Below are 23,397 nucleotides of genomic sequence, written 5' to 3'. Positions count from 1 at the left end.
TGATCTGCCTCTAAGTGGGTGCAGTTTAGGCCGCCAGAAGCGCCGTGGCCTCATAACTGCGCAGGCTTGGGCGGGCGGAAATGTCGGCAAAGCTGATGTTTTTCTCGCGCATCACCTGCCGCAGGGAGCGGTTAGCGAAAGGATCAAAGCTGTAGCGTGTCATCGGGCCGGGCAGGAAGCTCTCGGACCATTGGCCTTCGGAATAGAGCAGCTCGTGTTGCGGCATCAGGATGTGGAAATAGGTGATGGTGCCATTGGTTTCGCACCGGGTCACATCGCGGCCATTCACAAGGTCCTTGGCTTTCACCAGCACCTCGCCGCATCCAAACAGAAGTTCGGCGCGGTAGCCTTGAAGCAAGACGCGGTGTTGCGGGGACACGATCAGGTCGCGGTCATTGTCGAGCACACCGGCTTTGATGCGGATGGGCAGGGATTCGTAACGCAGCGGCATATGGGAGTGGCCAATCCACTGGATTGGCTGGAAACCATTGTCGAGCGTGTCGACCAGCATACCGGCGCGCAGCTCTTCGACGGGAATGTCGCCCTCTGAGGTGCGGATCAGAGTACCGGCGGTGAAGCAAGGCGCGTGCTGCTCGATCTCGACCAATGCGGTGTCGGTTTCTCCGGCGGAGTCCTCGATGGTGTAGTTGAAATAGATGGTTTCGTTGTCGGTGTCTGCATCCACGGTGAGTGTGCCATCGGCGTTGAGTGTCACCACCTGGCCGGTGGCCAGGGTCACGCTGTTGGGCAGGCCGCCGCTGCCGTCGTGGCTGACGGCCACGCCGTTGATATGTGTGATGGTCAGGGTAGGGCCGGCGGACGAGCTGTCGTTGTTCAGAACGTCCAATGTTTTGCTGTTGCCATAGGCGATGCGCATGTCATCGTCCTGGGCCACAATGGCGGTTTGCACCGAACCACCGGCGATCAGCAGGTTGGAATCATATTGCGTGTCTGTGGCGTCGGCGATACCGATCACCAACTCGTTCACGCCGTCTTGCAAGGGCACCACGAAGGTCAGGGTGACGGTGAAACCGTCCATCTCGGTGTTGTATTGATCGCCCGCGTTGTCGACGTAGATGTTTTCGTTGGCGTCGTTGATGTTGCCCACTGTGGCGCCGCCGTCGCCGACGGAAATTTGGGCTTCGACACCGTTAACCCAGACGCCAATGGCGTCGTTGTAGCTGAGGTATTCCGGATATTCTTCGGACGAGAGCACGAAGTCGATGGTGAGCAATTCACCAGCGGTGCCGTTGAAGTCGATGGTCAGGTAGGAGGCATCAAAGGTGTTGGTGCCTGCGGCCGCATTAAACAGCGCGTTGTTGTCCTCACCAGAGGTGTTGGTGGAGGTGTTGGCGCGTTGGTTGGTGTTGGTGCTGCCGTTGCTGTTGGTGAAGTCGTCGACATGGCCGGTGGAGAGGATCACGCCACTGTCAGCAGGGGCCACGCCCGCGCTGGTGGTGTCCGCGCCGGTGTAAATGCCGGAAGATTGGGCATCACCGGTGTAGGTGGCACTGACGATACGGGTTGGGTCGCCAAAGATCTCGTTGGCCATCGCGGTAGCGGTGGCGCTTGTGTTGATGTTCAGTTCCGTTGCCGTTGGCATGGCTCTACCTCAGTGCGTTCTGCTCTTGTCCAATTCCGGAACCTCTGCGGGTCCTCGGTCAGGGCAAAATTGGCGGGCAAACGTGGCGCGAACGGGGCTGGGGTAAGGAAAGATTAATTAAAATTGTGCGGGGTCAGCGGATGTGCCGGGCAACAAAAAGGGCCACGCCAGACGTGGCGCGGCCCTTTGTTTTATGGCGGAAAGGTCGCGGAGTTAGCCTCGACCGCGTTTTTCGAAACGTGGCAACATTGCGGAGAAGTCGGTGCCAAGCCCGCCTTCCTTCTCCACAAACTGCTCATAGAGCGCGGCAGCGGCTTGCCCCATTGGGGTGTCTGCATTGGCACTTTCGGCGGCTTGTTGCGACAGGCGCAGGTCTTTGAGCATCAATTCAGAGGCAAACCCTGGCTGGTAGTCGTTGTCGGCTGGCGATTGCGGGCCAACACCCGGGGCCGGGCAGTAGGCGTTCATGGTCCAACTGTAGCCGGACGAGGTGGAGACCACGTCAAACATCGACTGACGGTCCAGACCTAGTTTGTCGGCCAGTGCAAAGGCTTCGCAGGTGGCGATCATGGTCACGCCGAGGATCATGTTGTTGCAGATCTTTGCGGCCTGACCAGCACCGGCGTCGCCGCAATGCACCGCCTTTTGGCCCATGATGTCAAACAGAGGGTCGGCCTTGGCAAAAGCGTCTTTGGAGCCACCGGCCATAAAGGTCAGCGTACCGCCAGCCGCGCCGCCCACACCGCCTGACACAGGCGCATCCACAGGCAGGAGGCCGGCTGCGGTGGCTTCTTCGGCCACGGCGCGGGCGCTGTCCACGTCCACGGTGGAGCAGTCCACAAAGGCGGCGCCTGCAGACATCACCGGGATGATTTCGTTGGCGACAGCGCGCAGGATCTGGCCATTGGGCAACATGGTGATGACCACATCCGCGCCCGTGGCGGCGGCTGCGCCGGTATCGGCCATGGTGACGCCTTCGATGGCCACATCTGCCATGTCAAAGCCGGTGACCTCATGGCCCGCTTTTGCAAGGTTGGCGGCCATGGGACCACCCATATTGCCCAGTCCGATAAATCCGATCTTCATGGTGCTACTCTCCCTTTTCAAATGTCAGCGCATCCGCTCCAAGTGGCAGCAGCATTTTGGTCACCTTGCCAGCGGGTAGGGTGTCCAGGCTGTATTTCCATTGCGGATTGCGGTCTTTGTCGATGATTTGTGCGCGGATGCCTTCCAGAAAATCGCCATCCTCCATGGCGCGGAAGGTAAAACGGTATTCCTGATCTAGCGCAAAGCGGATGTCGTCGCGATTGCGTACGCGGTGAATGATCTCTAGCGCCGCCCCCATGGCGATGGGGGAATTGCGGGAGAGTTTTTTCAAGGCACCGGCGGCGAATTCGCTGTCGGAATACTTCAGCGCGTTTAGGACGTCACTGAGGGCCTCGCCACCGAAGTTGGCGTCGATGTCGGCCTGCTGGGTGGTGAGCGGTCCTGCCTCTGGTTCAGAGGCGGCGGCGTCGATCAGGGTGTAGTCAGCCGTCTCTTCGAGTTGTGCGATCAGAGCGGGCCATTGGTCTTCTGGAATGAAGTAGTCGGCAAAGCCTACGTAGATTGCGTCCGCTGCGTTGAGGCGCGCGGCGGTGAGGCCGAGGTATTCGCCCAATCGACCCGGTGCACGGGCGAGGATCAGCGAGCCGCCCACGTCTGGTACAAGGCCAATGCCACATTCCGGCATGGCGATTTGGCTGGTGGTACCGACAACGCGGTGGGAACCGTGACAGCCCACACCAACGCCGCCGCCCATGGTGAACCCCTGCATGAAGCTGACCACCGGTTTGGGGAACTCAAAGAGTTTTGCGTTCATGCGGTATTCGTCGGCCCAGAATTTCCGGCCATAGGCAAAGTCGCCTTTGGTGCCGGTGTCATAGAGCTCAGCGATGTCGCCACCGGCGCAGAAGGCCTTTTCACCTTCCGCATCGATGACGATCATTTTGACGTCGTCATCGGTGGCCCAGATGTCGAGCGCGTCTTCGATGGCGATGCACATGTCATAGGACATGGCGTTCAGCGCCTTGGGGCGGGTGAAGGTGATGCGGCCGGTTTGACCAGATTTGCGGATGGAGATGTCAGACACGCGGGGCGCTCCGTCTTTGAAAAGGGCCGCTCCTGAAGGGCGGCCCGGTCGTGGTTAGGCAGAGATCATCTGGCGGGAGATGATCAAGCGCATGATTTCGTTGGTGCCTTCGAGGATCTGATGCACCCGCAGGTCGCGGACAATTTTCTCGATACCGTAATCTGCGAGGTAGCCATAGCCGCCGTGCAACTGCAAGCAGCCGTTGGCGACGTCAAAGGCCACGTCAGTGACCATCAGCTTGGCCATGGCGCAGTATTTGGTGGCGTCGTGGTCGCCGTTGTCGAGCTTCCATGCGGCCTGGCGCAGGAAGGTGCGGGCGGCTTGCAGTTTGGTTTCATACTCGGCGAGGCGGAACTGTAGGGCCTGGAACTGGTTGATGGATTTGCCAAAGGCCTTGCGCTCCGACATGTATTGCACGGTCAGGTCGAGGGCTTTCTGAGCGCCGCCCAGAGCACCCGCAGAGATGTTCAAACGACCACCGTCCAGACCGTTCATGGCGTAGGAGAAGCCTTTGCCTTCTTCGCCGATCAGGTTGTCGGCCGGCACTTTGCAGTCGTCAAATTGGACCTGGGAGGTCGGTTGGCTGAGCCAGCCCATTTTCTTTTCCAACGCGCCAAAGGACAGGCCGTCAGTGCCATCCTCGACCACCACAGTGGAAATGCCCTTGGGGCCGTCTTCGCCGGTGCGCACCATGCAGACATAGGCGTCAGAATAAGACCCGCCGGAGATAAAGGCTTTGGTGCCGTTGAGAACATAGCCTTCGTTGTCGCGTTCGGCGCGGGTTTTCAGGGCCGCGGCGTCAGAGCCTGAGCCGGGTTCGGTCAGGCAGTAGGAGAAGACCTTGTTCATGGAACACAGATCCGGCAGCCATTTTTGTTTGGTTTCCTCGGAGCCAAATTTGTCGATCATGCCGCCGCACATGTTGTGGATCGACAGGAAAGACCCCACAGAGGGGCAGGCCATGGCGAGGGCTTCAAACACCAATGTGGCGTCAAGACGTGACAAGCCAGAGCCGCCATATTCTTCGGACACATAGATGCCACCGAGGCCCAGTTCGGCGATTTGCGGCCAGAGATCTTTTGGGATGGTACCTTCGGATTCCCACTTCTGGGCGTGTGGTGCTATGTGCTCTTCGCCAAAACCTTTGGCCATATCAAAGATCAGGGTCTGTTCTTCACTCAGTGCAAAATCCATGTCTCATCCTTCAAGATCGCGGCGTCGGGAAGACCGATGCCAAGGCGGGTGCGGGTGAGGGCAGGGACCAAGGTCATTCGCAGCCTCCCTCCGCGAATTGAACATGTGTTAAATTACCACCCTTGTACAAAGATTGCAAAGCTCGAATGGCGCAAAAATAGCGCTATCACGCCGCGATATTGCAGAGTGATTTTGCAATTTTGCAGGGGCGGTTGTGGTCTAGCCGGCCGCTTTGAGATCGTCGGAAGGGGTTTCTGCGCCTTCCTCGATCATTTGGACATAGGTGACAGAGCGGTTCCGGCCCGTGGATTTGGCGTGATAGAGGGCTTCGTCGGCCCGCAGGAGCAGTTCGCGCGGTTCGAGGTCGGAGTTCGGGTCGGCGCAGGCGATGCCAAAGCTGGCGGTGACGCGCAGGCTGACGTTGCCGGTGCATTCGGTGGTCAGTGCGGCGATGCGATTGCGCATGCGTTCAGCCACCACTTTGGCATTGTCGCAGGTGGTGTCGGGCAGGATCATCACAAACTCTTCGCCGCCATAGCGGCACACACGGTCCGCGCGGCGCAGATTGGCGGCTTGTACCAGATCGGCGACGGCGCGCAGCACGTCGTCGCCCGCGGGGTGGCCATAGGTGTCGTTCACGATCTTGAAGTGGTCGATGTCAAAGATCACCAGCGAGATGCCTTGATCGGAGTAGTCTTTTTCGCGCCACGCCAGAGAGAGCTCGTTGTCAAACGCTTGGCGGTTCAGCAGACCTGTGAGGTGGTCTCGGCTGGCGGTGTCCAGCGCGTTTTGGTGCAGCTGTTGCAGGTTGGAGCGCTCCAAGTCCAGGACTTCGGCGCGGCTCACGGCACTGGTGACACGGCGACCAACTTTCAAGCTGTAGGCGCAGATGAACAGAACAAAGGCGTGGTTGGCGAGATAGACGCCTTGGTAGGTGTTGGCGACGATGATGTCGTTTGCGCCTGCTGCGAGAGGAACGAACCATCCTAACGTGTAGAACCAAGCATCTGGTATGCGCTTGATGATGGCACGAGCGCTGGTCCAGAGGATCAGACCAAAGATCACCACGCAATACATTTGGATGGCATAAAGCTGCTCGGTGACAAAAGGCAGGGGCGCGGTGAGCACAACTGCGCCACCCAGCATGGCGATAACGCCCGTCACCAGCGGACCACCCAAATCGGATAGGCAGCGCCAGACAAGTGCTTGCTGCAGCGTGTAGCCGGCCCAGGCTGCCAGCAAAATGTCAGCGTACTCTATTCGGATTCGTAACGGCCGGACGTCGGGACCAAACACCATTTCCAGCGTTCCAGCCAGGATGACTGAGCGCAGTAGAAACGCGAAAGACACCAGCGCAAGCAGCAAGGTGGCTGTGTCTTTGCGGTAGACCACAAACAGAAATAGATTGAGGGCGGCGACCAGCAGTGTGATGCCAATAATGGTGCCTTCGATGATGTGGTTTAGATGGGCGTTGCTTTGCAACAAGGCGGCGTCTGCAATGACCGGGGTGCGCAGGATGCCGCCGTAGCTTTGCAGCTCTTTGCGGACCTGCACCACCAGGTAGCCTTCGCCGATTTGGTCCAGCGCAAAGGTTTGGTGGATCAGGGAGGCCTCGATTGGCCCTGTCATTGCGCCGCTGCCGCCAATCCGGTTGGCCTTGGTCAGGTCATTGGCAGGCACCCAGAACACCTCGTACGCGTCGGCCACTCTTGGAAAGGTGATCGCCAGTGGCGTGCCGTTGGAGTAGGGCAGCGTGACGTTGAGCACATAGGTGCCGGTGCCGTGGGCGTGGGGATTGGTTTCGGACACGGTTTCGGAGCTCTGCCAGTCATCTGGCACGTGCAGAAGGCCAAATTCGTCCGCGTTGGCCGCCGCGACCGCCTCTTGTGGTGTGAGGCGTGCGCCAAAATGAAACCACCAATCACCATCCAGGCGGGCTTTTTCTCGGGTGTCAAATCCGAAGGAGGACAGGTCACGTTCTGGTCCGGGGCCGCTGTGCGCCAGAGCGGGAGCCGGACCTGTGAGTGACAGCAAAACCCACGCCGTCACAACTGTGGCGGCGCATAAAAACGCACGTGCAATTTTGAGGTGCATGGGCCTGTGTCTCATTTGGTTTTGTGTTGGAAAACTTGTGAAGCACAGGCTTTAAAGTCGGTTTAACCTAGGGGACAGGCCGCGGGTTTGAGCGCTTCCAAAGTAGGCGGGGATTGGATCAAACTTTAAACGACAGGCGGAGTTTTGCCGGTTGGTTGAAACTGCTGACGCGACGTTGTGTTCTAGTCTGCGGCGCTGAGCAGTTGATTGAGGCTGGATTGTGGCAGGCCAAGAATGGCCAGCGCATCCGCCTCGTTGTCCTGAACAATTGGCACTACCGACGGGAAGGGTTCCCAACTGCGCAGCGCGAGGCGGGCCAGTTTCTTGCCCACATCGGATATTGCGTAGTAGATGATCAGCGTTTCGGCATTGTTGCCGGTAAAGGCCTCAGCCTTTTTGGCCTGTGCCTTCATCAGTTCGAGGTAGTCCTCGTCCCAACCCGTCAGAGCACTGAGGTCGACAAACTGTTTTTGCCCTGGCCGAAAGTCTGGATGTTGGGCGTAGGAGGCAAAGGCCTGCAAGGTATCAGCCATATTGGCATGGCCGTCGTATCGGACGTAGACCAGTCCGATGGAAGAGAAGATCCGAAACGACACGGACACGGTTGCATACCCCTTTGCCAAAAAAAAACGGGCGGTACGAGACCGCCCGTTTGTATGCAAATGATCACAGAATTTGGTCTGGATCAATCCATCTGTTTGAAGTGGAACTCGCCGCCTTCTTTAATGCCCGATGGCCAGCGAGAGGTCACGGTCTTGGTGCGTGTGTAGAATTTGAACGCGTCTGGGCCGTGCTGGTTCAGGTCACCAAAGGCAGACTTCTTCCAGCCGCCGAAGGTGTGGTACGCCAGTGGCACTGGGATTGGCACGTTCACGCCAACCATGCCCACGTTCACGCGGTTGGCAAAGTCACGCGCGGTGTCACCGTCGCGGGTGTAGATCGCGGTGCCGTTGCCGTACTCGTGATCCATCGCCAGACCCAGCGCTTCTTCATAAGACTGCGCGCGCACCATGGAGAGCACAGGGCCGAAGATTTCGGTCTTGTAGATGTCCATGTCTTTGGTGACGCGGTCAAACAGGTGTGGCCCAACAAAGAAGCCGTCCTCATAGCCCTGCAGGCTGAAGTCGCGGCCGTCCACAACCAGATCGGCACCCTGATCGACGCCGGTCTGCACCAGACGCAGAATGTTTTCCTTGGCGGCGGCGGTCACAACCGGGCCGTAGTCTACATCGTCGCCAGCGGTGTACGGCGCAATCTTGAGCTTTTCGATGCGTGGTACCAGCTTGTCGCGCAGACGGTCTGCGGTTTCTTCGCCAACCGGTACGGCAACGGAGATCGCCATGCAGCGTTCGCCAGCAGCGCCGTAGCCCGCGCCAACCAGCGCGTCGGCTGCCTGGTCCAGATCGGCGTCTGGCATGATGATCATGTGGTTTTTCGCGCCACCGAAGCACTGTACGCGCTTACCTTGGGCACAGCCGGTGCCGTAGATGTATTCGGCAATTGGGGTGGAGCCCACAAAGCCCACGGACTGGATGATTGGATCGTAAAGGATCGCGTCCACGGCTTCTTTGTCGCCGTTCACAACCTGAATGATGCCTTTTGGCAGGCCAGCCTCTTCGAGCAGTTCGGCCAGCATCAGCGGCACGGATGGGTCGCGCTCGGACGGCTTGAGAATGAAGGCGTTGCCGCAAGCGATTGCTGGGGCAAACATCCACATCGGAATCATGGCCGGGAAGTTGAATGGAGTGATGCCCGCGGTCACGCCCAGAGGCTGACGCATGGAATAGATGTCGATGCCAGGACCGGCGGCGTCGGTGTATTCACCTTTCAACATCTGTGGCGCTGCGATGCAGTATTCCGCCACTTCCAGACCACGCTGGATGTCGCCTTTGGCGTCTGGGAAGGTTTTGCCGTGTTCGGACGACAGTTTCTCGGCCAGCTTGTCCATGTCGCGGTGCAGCAGGTCGACAAACTTCATCAGCACACGGGCGCGGCGCTGAGGGTTTACGGCGGCCCAAGCCGGCTGTGCGGCCTGTGCAGCGGCTACGGCTGCGTCCATCTCTTCTTTGCTGGCCAGGGGCACTTTGGCCTGAACCTCACCGGTGGCCGGGTTCATCACGTCGGCAAAACGGCCGGACGTGCCTTTGACGTGTTCGCCGTTGATGAAATGAGTCAACTCTTGCATGGCATCCTCCTATGACAGTTGAGCAAAAGAATAGGCTTGCAAAAATCACCGGAAAAGAGGCAACTGTTCAAAACGGCTTTGCAAAAATGAGTGGGGATGGCATGGCGGCGCATTGGGATGATCTGCGAGTGTTTTTGGCAGTTGCACGAGAGGAAAGCCTGTCGGCGGCTGGGCGGCGGTTACAAGTGGACCCGGCCACGGTGGGGCGACGGGTGGCGCGGCTGGAAACGGCTTTTGAATCGCCCTTGTTTGTGAAGTCTCCGACGGGTTATGCGCTCACCGACGCAGGGCAGCGATTGATGGGGCATGCACTTCGGGTCGAGCAAAGCCTACAGGAAGCCACTGAGGAGATGGTGGGGCAAAGCGCTGGATTGTCAGGGCAAATTAGGATTGGTGCGCCGGATGGCGTGGCCAATTATCTGCTGCCAGCCGTGTGTGGCCGCATTGCCGAGGCCAACCCGGATCTTGAAATTCAGATTGTCGCCTTGCCGCGAGTCGTCAGCCTGTCACGGCGGGAAGCTGACCTTGTGGTGGCGGTGAGCGCGCCGACGGCGGGGCGGCTGACCGTGCAAAAAATCACCGACTACAAGCTGCATCTGGCCGCAGCAAAGTGGTATCTGCGCAAACGGCCTGCGATCACCTCAGTCGAGGACCTCAAGGATCATGTGGTGACCGGCTATATCCCGGATATGATCTTTGACAAAGAGTTGGATTACCTCAGTGAAATTGGCATCGACCGGGTGCGGCTGGCGTCCAATTCCGCCTCAGTGCAGTTCAACTGGGTGCGCAGCGGGGCCGGGATCGGTGTGGTGCATGACTTTGCCATTCCATGGGGCCGCGGTGTGACCAAGGTTCTGGAAAATGAGGTGAGTTTGACCCGCAGTTTCTATTTGATCCGGCATGCCGACGACCGGCGGCTGGAGCGGCTCAATCGGTTCTCTGAGGCGTTGTGTGAAGGTATGCGGCAAGAGGTGGCCCACCTAGAAGGTCAAACTTGACAAGTGCTTAGGATGCGGCAACGCTGACCCTCAGGGGAGCGCAAGAACTGTTGAAAAGCGGAGGTAGCCATGCTCGTACACCAAATTCTCAAGTCCAAAGGCTCGGAAGGAGTCCTGACTGTGAAACCGGGAACCTTGGTGGAGGAGGCGGCAAAAATCCTTGCCGAAAATGGGATTGGGACTGTCATCGTGTCACCTGATGGTGAGGCCTTAGCGGGTATCCTGTCAGAGCGCGATATTGTGCGGGAACTGGCCAATCGCGGCGTGGGCTGCATGTCTGACAAAGTTGACGACTACATGACCACGGAGCTTGTGACCTGTGGTCGCAACGATGATGCGGTGTCGGTGTTGGAAAAGATGACCAAAGGCCGGTTCCGCCACATGCCGGTGGTGGAGGGCGAAAAGCTCGTAGGTCTTATTTCATTGGGCGATGCGGTCAAAGCGCGGCTGTCGGAAGTGGCGATGGAGAAAGACGCGTTGCAAGGCATGATCATGGGGCATTAAGCCTGTGCCGCGACGTTCTCTGTCCGCAGAACTACCTATGCCTTAAAGAACCCTTGCAAATGGCCGCGCAATAATGTTGCGTGCGCGCAGGACCGCAAGACCCACCGGGGGAGGCAGAAATGCGCACCGCACTTTACCCAGGCACGTTTGACCCTATCACATTGGGACATATAGATATTATCCGCCGAGCGGCCGTTTTGGTCGATCGGCTGGTCATTGGTGTGGCGATCAATCGCGACAAGGGGCCGATGTTTGATCTGGAAGAGCGGGTGGCGATGATTGAGGGCGAATGCGCCAAGCTGTCCCAAGAGAGCGGCACAGAGATTGTTGCGCATCCGTTTGAGAACCTGCTGATCGATTGTGCCAAAGAAGTGGGCGCGCAGATCATTGTGCGGGGCCTGCGGGCTGTGACCGATTTTGAGTATGAATATCAAATGGTTGGCATGAACCGTGCGTTGGACAGCAGCATCGAAACCGTGTTTTTGATGGCGGACCTGAAACATCAGGCGATTGCCTCCAAGCTCGTGAAAGAGATCGCACGGCTGGATGGGGACGTGTCCCAGTTTGTGACGCCCGCGGTGAACGACGCGCTGATGCAGCGGTTGGGCAAAGCCTGACGCGCGGCAGCGGCGTTAACACAAAAATTCAGCCCCAAAATCACGTCGGTATCCTGTCGGTCTCGCGGCTGTTTTTGAACGGTGCGTTTTGGTGCGGACAAGTGTGACCGCACCGCACGCTGCAACGTCTTGTGGCGCAACAGCTCTTTGCAAATCTGTCAGGGTGGTGCATGAAGAGCCAACAGGACAGACAGCCCCGCCAAAGGGGCAAAGGGAGTGCGTAAGATGGCAGGTGGTTTGCTGGCGTTGTTGGATGATGTGGCGTCGATTGCCAAAGTGGCGGCGGCCTCGATTGACGATGTGGCGGCGGGCGCGGCCAAGGCAAGCGCCAAGGCGGCGGGTGCGGTGATTGACGACGCCGCGGTGACGCCAAAATACCTGCACGGGTTTGAAGCCAAGCGTGAGCTTCCAATCATCTGGAAAATCGCCAAAGGTTCGATCAAGAACAAGCTGCTCATTCTGTTGCCGGTGGCTTTGTTGTTGGCCAACTTTGCACCCTGGTTGATTTCGCCACTGTTGATGATTGGCGGCGCGTATCTGTGCTTTGAAGGGGCTGAGAAGGTGCTGCATGCCTTCCTTCCGCATGATGAGCATAATGGCGGCGAGCAAGAGGAGGTCGACGACCCCGCGCATCTGGAAGAGAAAAAGGCGGCGGGCGCGATCAAGACCGACTTTATCCTGTCGGCAGAGATCATGACCATCATCCTGTCCGGCATTCCGCAGAGCAATTTCTGGATGGAAGCGGCAACGTTGGCGGTGGCCGGTATTGGCATCACCGTAGCTGTGTACGGCTCTGTGGCGCTGATTGTGAAAATGGATGACGTGGGCCTGGCGATGTATGCCGAAGGCCGCCTTTCGCTGACCCGCACCCTGGGCCGTTGGCTGGTGCGCGGCATGCCCTATTTCATGAAGCTGCTGACCATTGTTGGTACGGCGGCGATGCTTTGGGTGGGGGGATCGATTGTGATCCACGGTATGGAAGAGCTTGGTTTTGGCTGGCTTGGCCACCACATCCACGACATTGCCTATGCGGCGGGCCATATGGTGCCAGCGGCCTATGAGGGCTTTGTCGAATGGACCACCAAAGCGGCGCTAGACGGTGTGTTTGGTCTGGTGCTGGGCGCGGCGTTGATCCCGGTGGCGACTAAAGTGATCGCGCCGATCTGGGGCGCAGTGAGTGGCAAGAAGGCTGCGCATTAAATGCCCGTTGATGACGCGGAGTCGATGATCCGGGAGGTGCGTCCCTGGTACAAGAGATGGATCGGCACACGGTCCATTTACCCGGAGCGTCACATGCGTTTCATCAACGCTGCCTCCACACTGTCCGAATTTGAGACACGCATGACGCTGGCCCCGCGTGCTCAGGAAGAGCTTGCGGCCTTTTTGGATGTGCGGTTGAGAATTGCGGAGCGCGCAAGAGCGCGAACCTCCAGTGCTGCGGGCAGATTGTTCAACATTCTATCCCGGGAAAACCCGGATTATGTCCGGCTAACGGGCAGTGAGTTGAAAGACGTTCTCCAAATCATTGGCGCGGAAGTGGATGACATCGTCGATCCGCGCGCTGTGTTTGATTTGCGGGTGGATGTGATCGGTGAGGCTTTGGCTACTCTTCAGACCTACGCCTCCTCAACCCCCGTCCAGTCTTGATGCCCTCTGGCGTTGAGCATGGAGGACATGCGGAACCGTCCATCAATGTCGTGCAATAGCGCTGTTGACGTGTATGGCGCGGTCGCCAGATGCGCTCCGCAAAGCATTCTCGTGCGGAAGGTCCCAAGCCATGTGCCGTCCGGGCATTCCTCCAGAGAGATTAGGACGCGATCAATGAGATCCAAGTTCATCATTTTGGCCGCGACCAGGTATTGCTCGAAGTTCTTTGCCACGGCCGCGTCATTCGTCAATACAATCGGCTTGAGCTTGGTGACCAATGAAAATGGCAGGAGTAATCGGTTGCGCCACTGATCGAAGTTGCACTCGATGAAGGCGTTGGAAATATCTGTGAGAAAATGCTCAAACTCGGACTTCATGCAAAAATTGTACGGCCATTTAACCACTAAAGCGAGCGTTTCTATGCCTCTGACCCAGACCACATATGAGGGCGTAGATGTTAGGCAGGTTTGGTGGCTTCGCCGGTCTGCGCGTCATAAGCCGCGGCCATGGTGCTGCGCAGGCGGGCGACGGCGGCGTCGGTGTTCTCGTCCGCCGTGAATGTCATCTGGTCGAGCACATCGATGTGGATGCTGCCTTTGAACGGGAAAAACTTGCCCCGTGGCAGGAGCTTGTCGGAGTGGCTGATCACAAAGGGACGCACGGCGCGACCGGTTTTCTGGGCGATCAGCACGGCGCCGGCTTTGAACGGGGCAAGGCCGGGCTTGGTGGACCGCGTGCCTTCGACAAACAGGATGGGCGAGCGGCGTTCTGGCATCTCGGCGATGGCGTCTGTGAGGGAGGAGAGCGCGTCGCGCCCCTTTTGACGGTCGATTTTCAAGAGACCTGCGCCTTCAAAGCCGCGTTTGAGCAGGGCGGCTTCGCAGAGCTCTTTCTTGGCGCCGAAGGTGACCCATTTTTCATCCGGGATTACATGCAGCATTGAGAAGCCGTCCAGGTGGCTGCGGTGGTTTACGGCGATGATGGAGTTGGTGTCGGTGCGCAGGGCCTCGGCGGCGGCGTCAGAGATGTCGACTTTCACGTCGAGGAACCACAGCAGCCGGGAACAGCAGCGCGAAACAGTGCGCCAGAACCAGCCGCGAAAGCCCGGGCGTTTGCCGCAGACGGTGGGGATGAAGGCCACAAACAGGAAGATAAACGGGCCGGTGAGGACCAGAAGGCAGCGCTTTAGGAATGTGGCGAGCATGAGTGGTCCTGTGTGGCGGGGTGTCGGGTGGCTGATAGAGAGTTACGACAGGTAAAGATAGGGGGAATTGGGGTAGGTTTGGCGGCAGGATGTCCGGACAGGTCTCGCAGCCAAACGCACTGACTGTCCGAGCTGGGGGCCAGCCCCCAGACCCCCGGGATACTTTTGGCAAGAAGAAGAAGCTGCGGGCAGCGCGGGGCCACCCCCGGAAGGAACCCCGATGAGGCTTCTCCTTGTGCGGTCATCGGCTTCCCAGCCTGTACCGCATCAAAAGCGTGCGACTTTATGGTTAATGAAAGGTTACTTCTTCTTGCCTCAGGGCTCCGCCCGTTTGCTGCTGAAGGAGCCCACTGGGCTCCGTCCGAGACGCAGCGCACTCCCCGCCGGAGGCAAAACAAACGCGCGTCTGCGCGTCAAAATAAAAAAGGCGCCTCAGAATAAGGCGCCTTTTCAGTGGGATATATGCCGAACTTACAGCAAGTCTTTGACCTTTTGAGCCACATTGGCCGCGGTGATGCCGAACTTTTCGAACAGCTCACCCGCCGGGGCGGAAGCGCCGAAACTGTCCATGCCGACAAAGTCGGATTTGCCCGCGCGGGCGCGTTCACCCAGCAGCCACTGGTCCCAGCCACCGTTGCGCACGGCTGCTTCGACACCGACACGTACGGCGGCGCCGGTTGGAAGCACTTTGCGGCGGTAGGCTTCGTCCTGCGCGGCGAAGAGTTCCATACAAGGCATGGAGACCACGCGGGTGCCGATGCCTTCGGCTTCCAGCAGTTTTTTGGCTTCCATCGCGGTGGAAACTTCGGAGCCGGTGGCGATCAGGATGGCCTGACGTTTGCCTTCGGCTTCGGCCAGAACATAGGCGCCCTGGGCGGTGAGGTTCTTGAGCTTGTGCTCGGTCCGCACGGTGGGCAGGTTTTGACGGGTCAGGGCCAGCACCGATGGGGTCTCTTTGCTGGTCAGGGCAATTTCCCAGGCCTCAGCAGTTTCCACGGTGTCGGCAGGACGGAACACATAGGTGTTTGGTGTCGCGCGGCAGATTGCCAAGTGCTCAACCGGCTGGTGGGTTGGGCCGTCTTCGCCCACACCGATGGAGTCATGGGTCATGACAAACACGGTTGGGATCTTGGACAGGGCGGCCAGACGCATGGACGGGCGCGCGTAGTCGGTGAAGCAGAAGAAGGTGCCGCCGTAAGGGCGGATACCACCGTGCAGCGCCATACCGTTCATCGCAGCGGCCATGCCGTGCTCACGGATGCCCCAGTAGATGTAGCGGCCTTTACGGTTGTCGGTGTCAAATACGCCCAGATCGCCGGTCTTGGTGTTGTTGGAACCGGTCAGGTCAGCAGAGCCGCCCACGGTTTCAGGCATGATCGGGTTGATTGCGGCCAGCGCCATTTCGGAAGACTTCCGGGTTGCCACGGAGGGCTGCTCTTCGGAGGCCTGCTTTTTAAGCGCCTTGATGGTCGCGGAAAGCTTGTTTGGGGCGTCCAGAGCATAGGCGCGGTTGAAGCGATCCTGCTTCTGCTTGGAAGCCTCAGAGAAGCGGCCTTCCCAAGCTTCGCGATCCGCGGCACCGCGGGAACCGATGGCTTCCCACTGCGCTTTGACGTCAGCAGGGACTTCGAACGGCGCAGAGGTCCAGCCGTAGCCTTCTTTGGCAGCTTTCATCTGATCCGCGTCGGTCAGAGCGCCATGGCCTTTGGAGGTGTCCTGGGCGGCGTGACCAATGGCGATGTGCGTTTTACACGCGATCATCGACGGCTTTTTGGTCTTCTTGGCGGCTTCAATCGCAGCGTCGATCGCTTCTGGATCGTGGCCGTCGATTTCCAGCACGTGCCAGCCGGAGGCTTTGAAGCGTTTGACCTGATCGGTGCGGTCAGACAGCTCCACGGTGCCATCGATGGTGATGTTGTTGTTGTCCCAGAGCACGATCAGGTGGCCGAGAGAGTGGCGACCGGCAAGGCCGATGGCCTCTTGGGAGATACCCTCCATCAGGCAGCCGTCACCGGCGATCACATAGGTGTAGTGGTCGACCAGTTTGCGCCCGTATTGGGCGCGTTGGATTTCTTCGGCCATGGCGAAGCCGACGGCGTTGGCGATGCCCTGACCCAGCGGGCCGGTGGTGGTCTCAACTGCGTCGATCAGGAAGTTTTCCGGATGGCCCGCAGTGAGCGCGCCCATCTGACGGAAGTTCTTCACCTGCTCGTGGGTGACCTGCTTGTCGCCCATCAGGTAGAGCAGGGAGTAGATCAGCATGGAGCCGTGGCCCGCGGACAAGATAAAGCGGTCACGGTCCGGCCAGCTTGGGGCCGCCACGTCAAACTTCATGTGCTTTTCAAACAGCACGGTGGCCACGTCAGCCATGCCCATGGGCATGCCGGAGTGACCGGAGTTTGCAGCGGCAACCGCGTCCAACGTCAGGGCGCGGATGGCGGCGGCTTTCATCCAATGTTCTGGGTTCTTTTCACGCAGTGCGGCGATATCCACGGATGCGCTCCTTCGGATTAAGGGGTTCAGTTGCGGGGTTAGTAGCAGTTTCAGGCGCAATAGCAAGCTGGCACGCCTGTGAGTGGTGGATTTGCGCTTGTTTGGACACAGGGCTTTCCCGCCATAGGGGGGCGCATTTTGCAATTTCAGCCGCTAATATCAGGCCATTGAGCGTCGTTCTTTGATTCGTTAAGAGGAACGGACGCGCATGTAGAACGCGGGTCACTAAGAACCGGACCGGAAAGGACGAGGCATATGAGCGACATCAGCGAACTGGAAGGCAGGCTGACCGCAGCGCTGGAGCGGATTGCGCGGGGCGTTGACGGTATGCAGGCCGTGGTTGCTGAGCCCGAAGAGGGTGAAGACGTACAGGCATTGCGTCGGGCATTGGAGAACGAAGCGCTGGTCACGGCGCAGATGGAAGAACGTGTGCGGGCCTTGACCGCGCGGCAGACCGAGCTTGAGGAAGAGCTGGGTGCGGCGCAGTCGGCCAAATCGGACGCGGAAGAGGCCTTGAAGGCTTCCGAAAGCAAGGCTGAGGAAGCCACGGCAGCGTTGACCACGGCGGAAGCGCGCGCAGAGGCGGCAGAGACCGCAGCTGCGGCGGCGGCAGATGCGGCAGAGGCTGCGGCAACGGCAGCCCCGGACATCGAGGCGGAGGCACCTGCAGAGGCGCCAGCGGCGGCAGAAGACAGTGCGTTGGCCGCGGCGGTGGAAGAAAATCGCGTGATGCTGGGCGAGTTGGGCAAACGGTTGCGGCGGTTGCGCCAGATGGCGCGGCGGGAACGCTCTGCCAACCAAGTGCTGCGCGAGCAGGTCGAGAAAGACGGCATGGTGGATCCATCCGCTGTGAATGACGCGCTGAAGGCTGATCTGGACACCGTGAATGCACTGCGCGAAGCCGAGAGTGCGGAGACGGCGGTGATTTTGGCCGAGCTGCGCCCGTTGGTGCATGGCATGGTGGCGGCGGCCCCTGAGGGCGCGGAAGAGGCGCCCGCGACTGAAGCGGCGGCCCCTGAGGCGGCCGGGGCAGAGGTGGCCGCAGATGCGGCGGTCGAGCCGCTTGCGGAAAGCCCTGAAGAGACGAAAGAAACGGGAGACGCCTGATGCCGGAAGTACAGATTGAAATTGGCGGTCGCGTTTTTGAAGTGGCCTGTCAGGAAGGCGAACAGCATTTCCTGCGTGCAGCGGCACAAATGCTGGATGAACAGGCGCGGGTGCTGGTTGGACAAGCCGGGCGTATTCCTGAGGCGCGGATGTTGTTGATGTCTGGCCTGATGTTGGCAGACAAAACGGCGGGGCTGGAAGATCAGCTGCGCGATGCGGAAGCCAAGATTGCGGCGCGCGACAAAGAGATCCAAGCGCTGCATGAGGCGCCCAAGGCCGAGCCTGAGAAGGTGGAAGTGCCGACCATTCCAGAGGAAGTGACGCAGACGCTGGCGGAAATGGCGGCACGGGCGGAAAGCCTGGCGGATCTGGTGGAAGAAAAGGCGGCGGGGTGAGTTCCGTCGTTGCCCATGGAGATTTCATCTTTTCGGTTTTGGGCCGCGACGAAAATGCGATTTCTGCGGTTGAAGCGGGCTATCGCGGCGCACGCTTTGATCATGTCGGTATTGCGGTGGAACAGGACGGCGCGCTTTTGGTGCTTGAAGCAATCGATCCAGAGGTAAAAGCTGGTCCTTATGCCAACTACGTGGAGCGATCTAAGAACACAGAGGGCCTGCCGAGGTTGGCCTATGCGCGCCTATTGCCCGAATACAGGCATTGGTTGCCGGCGGCTGTGCGATATGGGATGTCGCAGCTTGGGGTGTCTTACGATAAGCTTTTTCTGCCGAGTGAGCGCCAGTTGTATTGTAGCGAGTTGATTGTTGACATGTTTGCGCATGCCAACGGTGGACCTTTTTTTCGCGAAACACCGATGAGCTTTCGCCGTGACGACACGGGGAACATCTTAGACGATTGGTCGCGGCGTTACGCTCATTATGGTGTGCCTGTGCCAGAGGGCGCGCCGGGGTCGCATCCGGGTGGTTTGAGTTTGGACCACAGGTTGCACGTCTACCGCGTTGAACCCGCTGTGCCTGGATATCAAAGATAAAAGCCCCGCCAAATTGACGGGGCTTTTCAATGCCTTGTCGCGCGAAGCTTAGGCGTTGGCTTCGCGGATTTTGTCTGCGGCGTCTTTGTCATATGACAGACCGTTGTCGTCCAACATGGTGTCGAGCTCGCCAGACAGGGTCATTTCGGTGATGATGTCACAGCCGCCGACAAACTCGCCTTTGACGTAGAGCTGTGGGATGGTGGGCCAGTCGGAATAGTCCTTGATGCCCTGACGGATTTCTTCGTCTGCGAGCACGTTTACGTCGGCATAGTCCACCGCCATGTAGTTCAGCACGCCTGCGACGCGGGAGGAAAAGCCACATTGCGGCATGTCCTTGGTGCCTTTCATGAAGAGCACCATATCGTTGGCTTTTACAATTTCGTCGATGCGGTCTTTGACGTCGGTCATCTTAGGTTCCTTTTGGCAGGCTGCCGGTGTTGGTGGCTTCCATATAAAGAAGCGTGAGGGGTTTGCCAAATGCGGGGCCTTTGCGCGTCCCCCGCAGGTGGTTAGTCTTTGTCTTTTGGCACAAAGAGGCGCGCGTAGGCGTCCGGGTCTTTAGGCACTTTCCAGGTTGTTACGGAACCGCCCCCCATGCCGGATTGGTAATCGGAGCGCAGGGTGTGATTGTCGGGATCTTGTGAGCCTTCTTCGGCAAATGGGGTGCGGTCGCGATTGACCCAAGCCACAAGCGCCAGAAGGGCTGCCGCTGCAATGGCAAGAATTGGGATCAGGCCGTAGGACAGAAGTTCGGACATGTCAGCAGTCACCTTGAACCTTGGGTTTCAATAGCGTTGGCCTTGTCAATCCGTTCGTTTTCCTTGTTCACGGAGTCAACAAGCTCCAGATCAAGCGCTTCCATTCCCAACTCTTTCCTTGGGGTAAGCTTGCTGTTTGCCCGGGACGGTTTGCTTTGGGAGAGGGGACGGCGCCCGCGGCGGCGTTTCAATTGGAGGTCTGTCCAAAAAATCTCTGTGCCAAGCGCTGCCAATCCCACCAAGATCAACCACCCCTGAGGCATCGGCTTACTCCGGCGCCTTTGTGGTGAGGGCCAGCGCGTGTAATTCGCCAGACGGACCGTCCATTTTGCCTTTGAGAGCGGCGTAGACGGCGCGCTGTTGTTGCACGCGGTTTTTGCCGCGGAAGCTTTCGTCAATCACCATCGCGGACATATGCACGCCGTCGGTGCCGCCCACCTGAATGTCGGCGTCCGGGAAGGTCTCGCGCAGGAGTTCCTCGATTTCGTGAGCGGTCATTGGCATTGTGAGCTATTCCTTTGTGTCGTTGCTCAAAAATGTAAGTTGCTGCTTGCGGCTCTGCAAGGCGATTTAGAGGAAGGTCGCAAGCGATTGCAGATAGGCGGGCACGTCGGCAAGGGCGTCTTGTACCTCCGGGTCTTCAAAATCATGCACCGACTTGGCGTCCTCGGGGCAGAGGGCAGCCATCAGGAAGCGGCCCTGGCGCTTGGCGCTGTCGGGGATGGGCAGGTGGCTGGCCTCTTGCAGGAGCAGCAGGGCTTCGTGGATGGGGCGCAGGACACGCAGGGCGTAGGTCATGTGCTCCAGAAGATCGGGATCGTCGCGCCAGGTCTCGCCGTCAAACAGGTCTTGCGTCACACGCTGACCAGCCCCGGCACATTGGTAGGCGACGCAGCCGCCAAAGCCTTTGGGCAGAAGATCGTCGTGGATCGCGCAGTTGAGGCAGCCGTCGGAGAGATTGGAGCAAGGCGTGTCTGCGCGTTTGAGCAGGGCGAAGTCTTCGTCGGCATCAAAGGGATAGGCGACACAGCAGAGCGCAGCGCATTGGCTGCAGTCATCGGTCAGGCTGGGCAAGGTGACGGGCGGGGTCATGGCAACAGGCCTGCGTCAGTCTTCGTAAAGCTCTGACGGCACTTTGGAGGTTTTGTAGAGCACAAACAAGGAGCTCAGGCCCCAGCCGTAGGCCACGCCAAGCGCGGTCCAGGACAAGATGACATGCGTCCAATTAGTTCGAAAAATTGAGCGCATGTCAGATTTGTCTAAGTCGGTTTCGCAATGGAAGTTCCCGCTCAGGCCCAAAAGAATGTCATTGGCGTAGTGCGCGAAAATAAATCCGAGGGCGCAGATAAACGGGAGAGCCGCCACTTTCCATGTTATTTCTGCAAACCTGTGGGCGATGATCACACCGGGCGCGTGGATAAGGGCCACAAAGATCGCGACCTTCACCAAGTTCATAGCAGTTTTGTTGGCGTATTCTAATGCACAGAAATCAATGGCAAAAGACGTTCGATGCGACGCCAGAAGCAGCGTGTAGACGATGCAAAACACGCCGATCTGCGACAGGATGTAGAAGATCGGCGCGTTGGATTTCATGGATTAGGCAACAGCGGCGGCAAAGCTGCTGCGGAAAGTGGCGGAGAGCTCTTCCAAAGAAGCCTCGGAGCTGCCGAACTTCACGCTGTCGCCGGTGAACTTTCCGACGGACGTGATTGAAACGCCAGCTTTTTGTGCGTTGATCATCAGTGCCTCAGCTTGATCGAAGTTGCAGGCCACCAAGTAGCGTGCCTGATCTTCGCCAAACAGAGTTGGAGTGTCCTCGATGTCGATCTGAACGCCGACGCCCGCAGCTTCGGCCATTTCAAAGGCTGCCAGGGCCAGACCGCCGTCTGCGAGGTCGGTGCAGGCTTTGATCCAGTCCCGGTTGTTGCGGATGAACTCGCCGTTTTTGCGCTCCGCCTCGAGATCCACATGCGGCGCGTCTCCGTCTTCGCGGTTGAAGACCTCTGCCAGCAAGGCGGATTGGCCGAGGTGGCCGTTGGTTTCGCCAATCAGCAGCGCCACGTGGCCGTCGCGCGCCTCACCCAAGATAGGCTCTTCGCCGGCGGCAATCAGACCCACGGCGCCGATGGTTGGGGTTGGCAGAATGGCGGAGCCGTCGGTTTCGTTGTAGAGCGACACGTTGCCGGACACGATTGGCATATCGAGCGCAGCAACCGCTTCACCGATGCCTTTGATCGCGCCCACAAACTGGCCCATAATCTCTGGTTTTTCCGGGTTGCCGAAGTTCAGGTTGTCGGTTGTGGCCAATGGTTTGGCGCCCACGGCAGACAGGTTGCGGAAGGCTTCGGCCACGGCCTGTTTGCCACCCTCAACCGGGTTGGCTTTCACGTAGCGTGGGGTCACGTCCGAGGTGAAGGCCAGCTTTTTGTCGGTGCCATGCACGCGGATCACGCCGGAGCCCATGCCGGGACGCTGGGCGGTGTCGCCCATCACGGTGGTGTCATATTGCTCATAGACCCACTGTTTGCCGGCGTAGTTTGGCGAGGAGATCAGGCCTTTGAGGCCGTCGATCGCGTCAATCTGTGGCACGTCTGCGAGGGCTTCCGCCGCCGGGGTTTCCACCCATGGGCGGTCGTATTCTGGCGCGCGGCCGGACAGCGGGGACAGCGGCAAGTCGGCTTTGACTTCGCCGTTGTGCAGGATCAGGAAGCGGTCTTCGGCAATGGTTTCGCCGACGATTGCGAAATCCAGGTCCCACTTTTCAAACACGGCGCGGGCCTCGGCTTCGAGTTCTGGTTTCAGAACCATCAGCATACGCTCCTGAGACTCCGACAGCATCATTTCATAAGCTGTCATGTTGTCTTCGCGCTGGGGCACGTCCTCCAAGTTGAGCTTCACGCCCAGCTTGCCTTTGTCGCCCATTTCCACGGCGGAGCAGGTCAGGCCTGCGGCGCCCATGTCTTGGATCGAAATCACGGCACCGGTCTGCATCAGCTCCAGCGTGGCTTCCATTAGGCGTTTTTCGGTGAAGGGGTCGCCAACCTGTACGGTGGGGCGTTTCTCTTCGATGGTGTCGTCAAATTCTGCCGACGCCATGGTGGCGCCGCCCACACCGTCGCGGCCGGTCTTGGCGCCGAGGTAGACGACAGGCATGCCGATGCCGGAGGCTGCGGAGTAGAAGATGCTGTCGGTTTTGGCGAGGCCTGCGGCGAAAGCGTTCACAAGGCAGTTGCCGTTATAAGCGGGGTGGAAGCGGACTTCACCGCCCACGGTGGGCACGCCAAAACAGTTGCCGTAGCCGCCAACCCCTTCGACAACGCCGTTCACCAGCTGCGTGGTTTTGTGATGATCCGGCTCGCCAAAGGAGAGCGAGTTCATCGCCGCAACAGGACGGGCGCCCATGGTAAAGACATCACGCAAAATGCCGCCAACACCGGTGGCGGCACCTTGATAGGGTTCGATGTAGGACGGGTGGTTGTGGCTTTCCATTTTGAAAACAACCGCGTCGCCGTCACCAATGTCCACGATACCGGCGTTTTCGCCCGGGCCGCAGATCACCTGTGGGCCGTCGGTTGGCAGGGTGCGCAGCCACTTTTTGGAGGATTTATACGAGCAGTGCTCGTTCCACATGGCGGAGAAAATACCCAGCTCTGTGAAGGTTGGCTCGCGGCCAATGATCTCCAGGATCAGGTTGTATTCGTCAGGCTTCAGTCCATGAGCTTCGATGAGATCGGTGGTGATGGCCGGTTCCTGCATGTCGCGAGAGTCCCCAAATAAACAGCATTTGGGGGGCTTTTAGGGCAGGGGAGCCAAAAGGGGAAGGCTTAAGGCGGGCTTAATCTTATGGGAGGTGGGAAATGGCACAAAAAGG

Annotated in this window: 24 protein-coding genes; 8 read left to right on the top strand and 16 right to left on the bottom strand. The window is 59.0% G+C overall.

The window, feature by feature from the left end; translation table 11 throughout:
- Nucleotides 1-25 precede the first annotated feature (25 nt).
- The 7 genes from MK208_RS06370 to MK208_RS06340 all read right to left on the bottom strand — a co-directional run bounded on the left by MK208_RS06370 (nt 26) and on the right by MK208_RS06340 (nt 9,207).
- Nucleotides 26-1,603, bottom strand: a complete 1,578-nt coding sequence (locus MK208_RS06370) for a Hint domain-containing protein (RefSeq protein ID WP_294115010.1) — start codon at nt 1,601-1,603, stop codon at nt 26-28.
- A 213-nt stretch (nt 1,604-1,816) separates the two neighbouring features.
- On the bottom strand, nt 1,817-2,689 hold the full coding sequence (gene mmsB, locus MK208_RS06365) for a 3-hydroxyisobutyrate dehydrogenase (protein ID WP_294115009.1): 873 nt from the start codon (nt 2,687-2,689) through the stop codon (nt 1,817-1,819).
- A gap of 4 nt (nt 2,690-2,693) precedes the next feature.
- Nucleotides 2,694-3,734, bottom strand: a complete 1,041-nt coding sequence (locus tag MK208_RS06360; RefSeq protein WP_294115008.1) for an enoyl-CoA hydratase/isomerase family protein — start codon at nt 3,732-3,734, stop codon at nt 2,694-2,696.
- Between the two features lie 54 nt (nt 3,735-3,788).
- Nucleotides 3,789-4,928, bottom strand: a complete 1,140-nt coding sequence (locus tag MK208_RS06355; RefSeq protein WP_294115007.1) for an acyl-CoA dehydrogenase family protein — start codon at nt 4,926-4,928, stop codon at nt 3,789-3,791.
- A gap of 219 nt (nt 4,929-5,147) precedes the next feature.
- Entirely contained in the window at nt 5,148-7,022 is a 1,875-nt protein-coding gene (locus MK208_RS06350) for a diguanylate cyclase (protein WP_294115005.1), read from the bottom strand.
- Nucleotides 7,023-7,204: 182 nt separating this feature from the next.
- On the bottom strand, nt 7,205-7,618 hold the full coding sequence (locus MK208_RS06345) for a hypothetical protein (protein WP_294115004.1): 414 nt from the start codon (nt 7,616-7,618) through the stop codon (nt 7,205-7,207).
- Between the two features lie 89 nt (nt 7,619-7,707).
- A complete protein-coding gene (locus tag MK208_RS06340; protein ID WP_294115003.1) occupies nt 7,708-9,207 on the bottom strand; it encodes a CoA-acylating methylmalonate-semialdehyde dehydrogenase in 1,500 nt (499 codons plus the stop codon).
- Nucleotides 9,208-9,308: 101 nt separating this feature from the next.
- Between MK208_RS06340 and MK208_RS06335 the strand changes: the two genes are divergently transcribed.
- The 5 genes from MK208_RS06335 (at nt 9,309) to MK208_RS06315 (ending at nt 12,973) form a co-directional block, all read left to right on the top strand.
- Nucleotides 9,309-10,205 carry a LysR family transcriptional regulator gene (locus MK208_RS06335; protein WP_294115241.1) on the top strand — a complete coding sequence of 299 codons (897 nt, stop codon included), beginning with the start codon at nt 9,309-9,311 and terminating at the stop codon, nt 10,203-10,205.
- A 69-nt stretch (nt 10,206-10,274) separates the two neighbouring features.
- A complete protein-coding gene (locus tag MK208_RS06330; RefSeq protein ID WP_294115002.1) occupies nt 10,275-10,709 on the top strand; it encodes a CBS domain-containing protein in 435 nt (144 codons plus the stop codon).
- Nucleotides 10,710-10,828: 119 nt separating this feature from the next.
- Complete coding sequence (coaD, locus tag MK208_RS06325; protein WP_294115001.1) at nt 10,829-11,326, top strand: pantetheine-phosphate adenylyltransferase; 498 nt, start codon at nt 10,829-10,831, stop codon at nt 11,324-11,326.
- A 225-nt stretch (nt 11,327-11,551) separates the two neighbouring features.
- Nucleotides 11,552-12,526: a DUF808 domain-containing protein gene (locus MK208_RS06320; RefSeq protein WP_294115000.1), complete on the top strand. Its 975-nt coding sequence runs from the start codon at nt 11,552-11,554 to the stop codon at nt 12,524-12,526.
- Nucleotides 12,527-12,973 (top strand): hypothetical protein, encoded by a 447-nt coding sequence (locus tag MK208_RS06315; RefSeq protein WP_294114999.1) that lies wholly within the window; start codon nt 12,527-12,529, stop codon nt 12,971-12,973.
- Here the strand turns inward: MK208_RS06315 and MK208_RS06310 are convergent.
- The 3 genes from MK208_RS06310 to tkt form a co-directional block, all read right to left on the bottom strand.
- A complete protein-coding gene (locus MK208_RS06310) occupies nt 12,943-13,350 on the bottom strand; it encodes a hypothetical protein (RefSeq protein ID WP_294114998.1) in 408 nt (135 codons plus the stop codon). The two genes, MK208_RS06315 and MK208_RS06310, sit on opposite strands and share 31 nt — an antisense overlap.
- Before the next feature lie 80 nt (nt 13,351-13,430).
- Nucleotides 13,431-14,177, bottom strand: a complete 747-nt coding sequence (locus tag MK208_RS06305; protein ID WP_294114996.1) for a lysophospholipid acyltransferase family protein — start codon at nt 14,175-14,177, stop codon at nt 13,431-13,433.
- 471 nt (nt 14,178-14,648) lie between these two features.
- Nucleotides 14,649-16,670, bottom strand: a complete 2,022-nt coding sequence (gene tkt, locus MK208_RS06300) for a transketolase (RefSeq protein ID WP_294114993.1) — start codon at nt 16,668-16,670, stop codon at nt 14,649-14,651.
- A 255-nt stretch (nt 16,671-16,925) separates the two neighbouring features.
- Between tkt and MK208_RS06295 the strand changes: the two genes are divergently transcribed.
- The 3 genes from MK208_RS06295 to MK208_RS06285 are packed head-to-tail and all read left to right on the top strand — an operon-like array spanning nt 16,926 to nt 18,765.
- Nucleotides 16,926-17,777, top strand: coding sequence for a hypothetical protein (locus MK208_RS06295; RefSeq protein ID WP_294114987.1), 852 nt, complete (start codon nt 16,926-16,928; stop codon nt 17,775-17,777).
- On the top strand, nt 17,777-18,172 hold the full coding sequence (locus MK208_RS06290; protein WP_294114985.1) for a cell division protein ZapA: 396 nt from the start codon (nt 17,777-17,779) through the stop codon (nt 18,170-18,172). The genes MK208_RS06295 and MK208_RS06290 overlap by 1 nt, the downstream gene beginning before the upstream one ends.
- Nucleotides 18,169-18,765 carry a YiiX/YebB-like N1pC/P60 family cysteine hydrolase gene (locus tag MK208_RS06285; RefSeq protein WP_294114983.1) on the top strand — a complete coding sequence of 199 codons (597 nt, stop codon included), beginning with the start codon at nt 18,169-18,171 and terminating at the stop codon, nt 18,763-18,765. Before MK208_RS06290 ends, MK208_RS06285 begins: the two co-directional genes overlap by 4 nt.
- A gap of 48 nt (nt 18,766-18,813) precedes the next feature.
- Here MK208_RS06285 and grxD read toward each other — a convergent pair whose 3' ends face one another.
- The 6 genes from grxD to purL form a co-directional block, all read right to left on the bottom strand.
- Nucleotides 18,814-19,176 carry a Grx4 family monothiol glutaredoxin gene (gene grxD, locus MK208_RS06280; RefSeq protein WP_294114982.1) on the bottom strand — a complete coding sequence of 121 codons (363 nt, stop codon included), beginning with the start codon at nt 19,174-19,176 and terminating at the stop codon, nt 18,814-18,816.
- 101 nt (nt 19,177-19,277) lie between these two features.
- Complete coding sequence (locus tag MK208_RS06275) at nt 19,278-19,526, bottom strand: hypothetical protein (RefSeq protein WP_294114981.1); 249 nt, start codon at nt 19,524-19,526, stop codon at nt 19,278-19,280.
- Between the two features lie 267 nt (nt 19,527-19,793).
- Nucleotides 19,794-20,030 (bottom strand): BolA/IbaG family iron-sulfur metabolism protein, encoded by a 237-nt coding sequence (locus MK208_RS06270; protein WP_294114980.1) that lies wholly within the window; start codon nt 20,028-20,030, stop codon nt 19,794-19,796.
- Nucleotides 20,031-20,096: 66 nt separating this feature from the next.
- A complete protein-coding gene (locus MK208_RS06265) occupies nt 20,097-20,618 on the bottom strand; it encodes a hypothetical protein (protein WP_294114979.1) in 522 nt (173 codons plus the stop codon).
- A 15-nt stretch (nt 20,619-20,633) separates the two neighbouring features.
- Nucleotides 20,634-21,119, bottom strand: a complete 486-nt coding sequence (locus MK208_RS06260) for a hypothetical protein (protein ID WP_294114977.1) — start codon at nt 21,117-21,119, stop codon at nt 20,634-20,636.
- Nucleotides 21,120-21,122: 3 nt separating this feature from the next.
- Nucleotides 21,123-23,282: a phosphoribosylformylglycinamidine synthase subunit PurL gene (gene purL / locus MK208_RS06255; protein WP_294114975.1), complete on the bottom strand. Its 2,160-nt coding sequence runs from the start codon at nt 23,280-23,282 to the stop codon at nt 21,123-21,125.
- Between the last annotated feature and the right edge of the window lie 115 nt (nt 23,283-23,397).

The sequence above is a fragment of the Shimia sp. genome (genome assembly GCF_022448905.1).
Lineage (GTDB): Bacteria > Pseudomonadota > Alphaproteobacteria > Rhodobacterales > Rhodobacteraceae > Shimia.
This window is presented reverse-complemented; position numbering and strand designations above follow the sequence as displayed.

What these genes read in the sequence shown, in the direction of transcription:
- MK208_RS06310 (WP_294114998.1), bottom strand. Translation starts at nt 13,350, where the DNA reads ATGAAGTCCGAGTTTGAGCATTTTCTCACAGATATTTCCAACGCCTTC.
- MK208_RS06350 (WP_294115005.1), bottom strand. Translation starts at nt 7,022, where the DNA reads ATGCACCTCAAAATTGCACGTGCGTTTTTATGCGCCGCCACAGTTGTG.
- MK208_RS06340 (WP_294115003.1), bottom strand. Translation starts at nt 9,207, where the DNA reads ATGCAAGAGTTGACTCATTTCATCAACGGCGAACACGTCAAAGGCACG.
- MK208_RS06275 (WP_294114981.1), bottom strand. Translation starts at nt 19,526, where the DNA reads ATGTCCGAACTTCTGTCCTACGGCCTGATCCCAATTCTTGCCATTGCA.
- MK208_RS06270 (WP_294114980.1), bottom strand. Translation starts at nt 20,030, where the DNA reads ATGCCAATGACCGCTCACGAAATCGAGGAACTCCTGCGCGAGACCTTC.
- MK208_RS06315 (WP_294114999.1), top strand. Translation starts at nt 12,527, where the DNA reads ATGCCCGTTGATGACGCGGAGTCGATGATCCGGGAGGTGCGTCCCTGG.
- MK208_RS06290 (WP_294114985.1), top strand. Translation starts at nt 17,777, where the DNA reads ATGCCGGAAGTACAGATTGAAATTGGCGGTCGCGTTTTTGAAGTGGCC.
- MK208_RS06260 (WP_294114977.1), bottom strand. Translation starts at nt 21,119, where the DNA reads ATGAAATCCAACGCGCCGATCTTCTACATCCTGTCGCAGATCGGCGTG.
- MK208_RS06330 (WP_294115002.1), top strand. Translation starts at nt 10,275, where the DNA reads ATGCTCGTACACCAAATTCTCAAGTCCAAAGGCTCGGAAGGAGTCCTG.
- MK208_RS06355 (WP_294115007.1), bottom strand. Translation starts at nt 4,928, where the DNA reads ATGGATTTTGCACTGAGTGAAGAACAGACCCTGATCTTTGATATGGCC.
- mmsB (WP_294115009.1), bottom strand. Translation starts at nt 2,689, where the DNA reads ATGAAGATCGGATTTATCGGACTGGGCAATATGGGTGGTCCCATGGCC.
- MK208_RS06320 (WP_294115000.1), top strand. Translation starts at nt 11,552, where the DNA reads ATGGCAGGTGGTTTGCTGGCGTTGTTGGATGATGTGGCGTCGATTGCC.
- coaD (WP_294115001.1), top strand. Translation starts at nt 10,829, where the DNA reads ATGCGCACCGCACTTTACCCAGGCACGTTTGACCCTATCACATTGGGA.
- MK208_RS06295 (WP_294114987.1), top strand. Translation starts at nt 16,926, where the DNA reads ATGAGCGACATCAGCGAACTGGAAGGCAGGCTGACCGCAGCGCTGGAG.
- MK208_RS06370 (WP_294115010.1), bottom strand. Translation starts at nt 1,603, where the DNA reads ATGCCAACGGCAACGGAACTGAACATCAACACAAGCGCCACCGCTACC.
- MK208_RS06265 (WP_294114979.1), bottom strand. Translation starts at nt 20,618, where the DNA reads ATGACCCCGCCCGTCACCTTGCCCAGCCTGACCGATGACTGCAGCCAA.
- MK208_RS06305 (WP_294114996.1), bottom strand. Translation starts at nt 14,177, where the DNA reads ATGCTCGCCACATTCCTAAAGCGCTGCCTTCTGGTCCTCACCGGCCCG.
- MK208_RS06335 (WP_294115241.1), top strand. Translation starts at nt 9,309, where the DNA reads ATGGCGGCGCATTGGGATGATCTGCGAGTGTTTTTGGCAGTTGCACGA.
- grxD (WP_294114982.1), bottom strand. Translation starts at nt 19,176, where the DNA reads ATGACCGACGTCAAAGACCGCATCGACGAAATTGTAAAAGCCAACGAT.
- purL (WP_294114975.1), bottom strand. Translation starts at nt 23,282, where the DNA reads ATGCAGGAACCGGCCATCACCACCGATCTCATCGAAGCTCATGGACTG.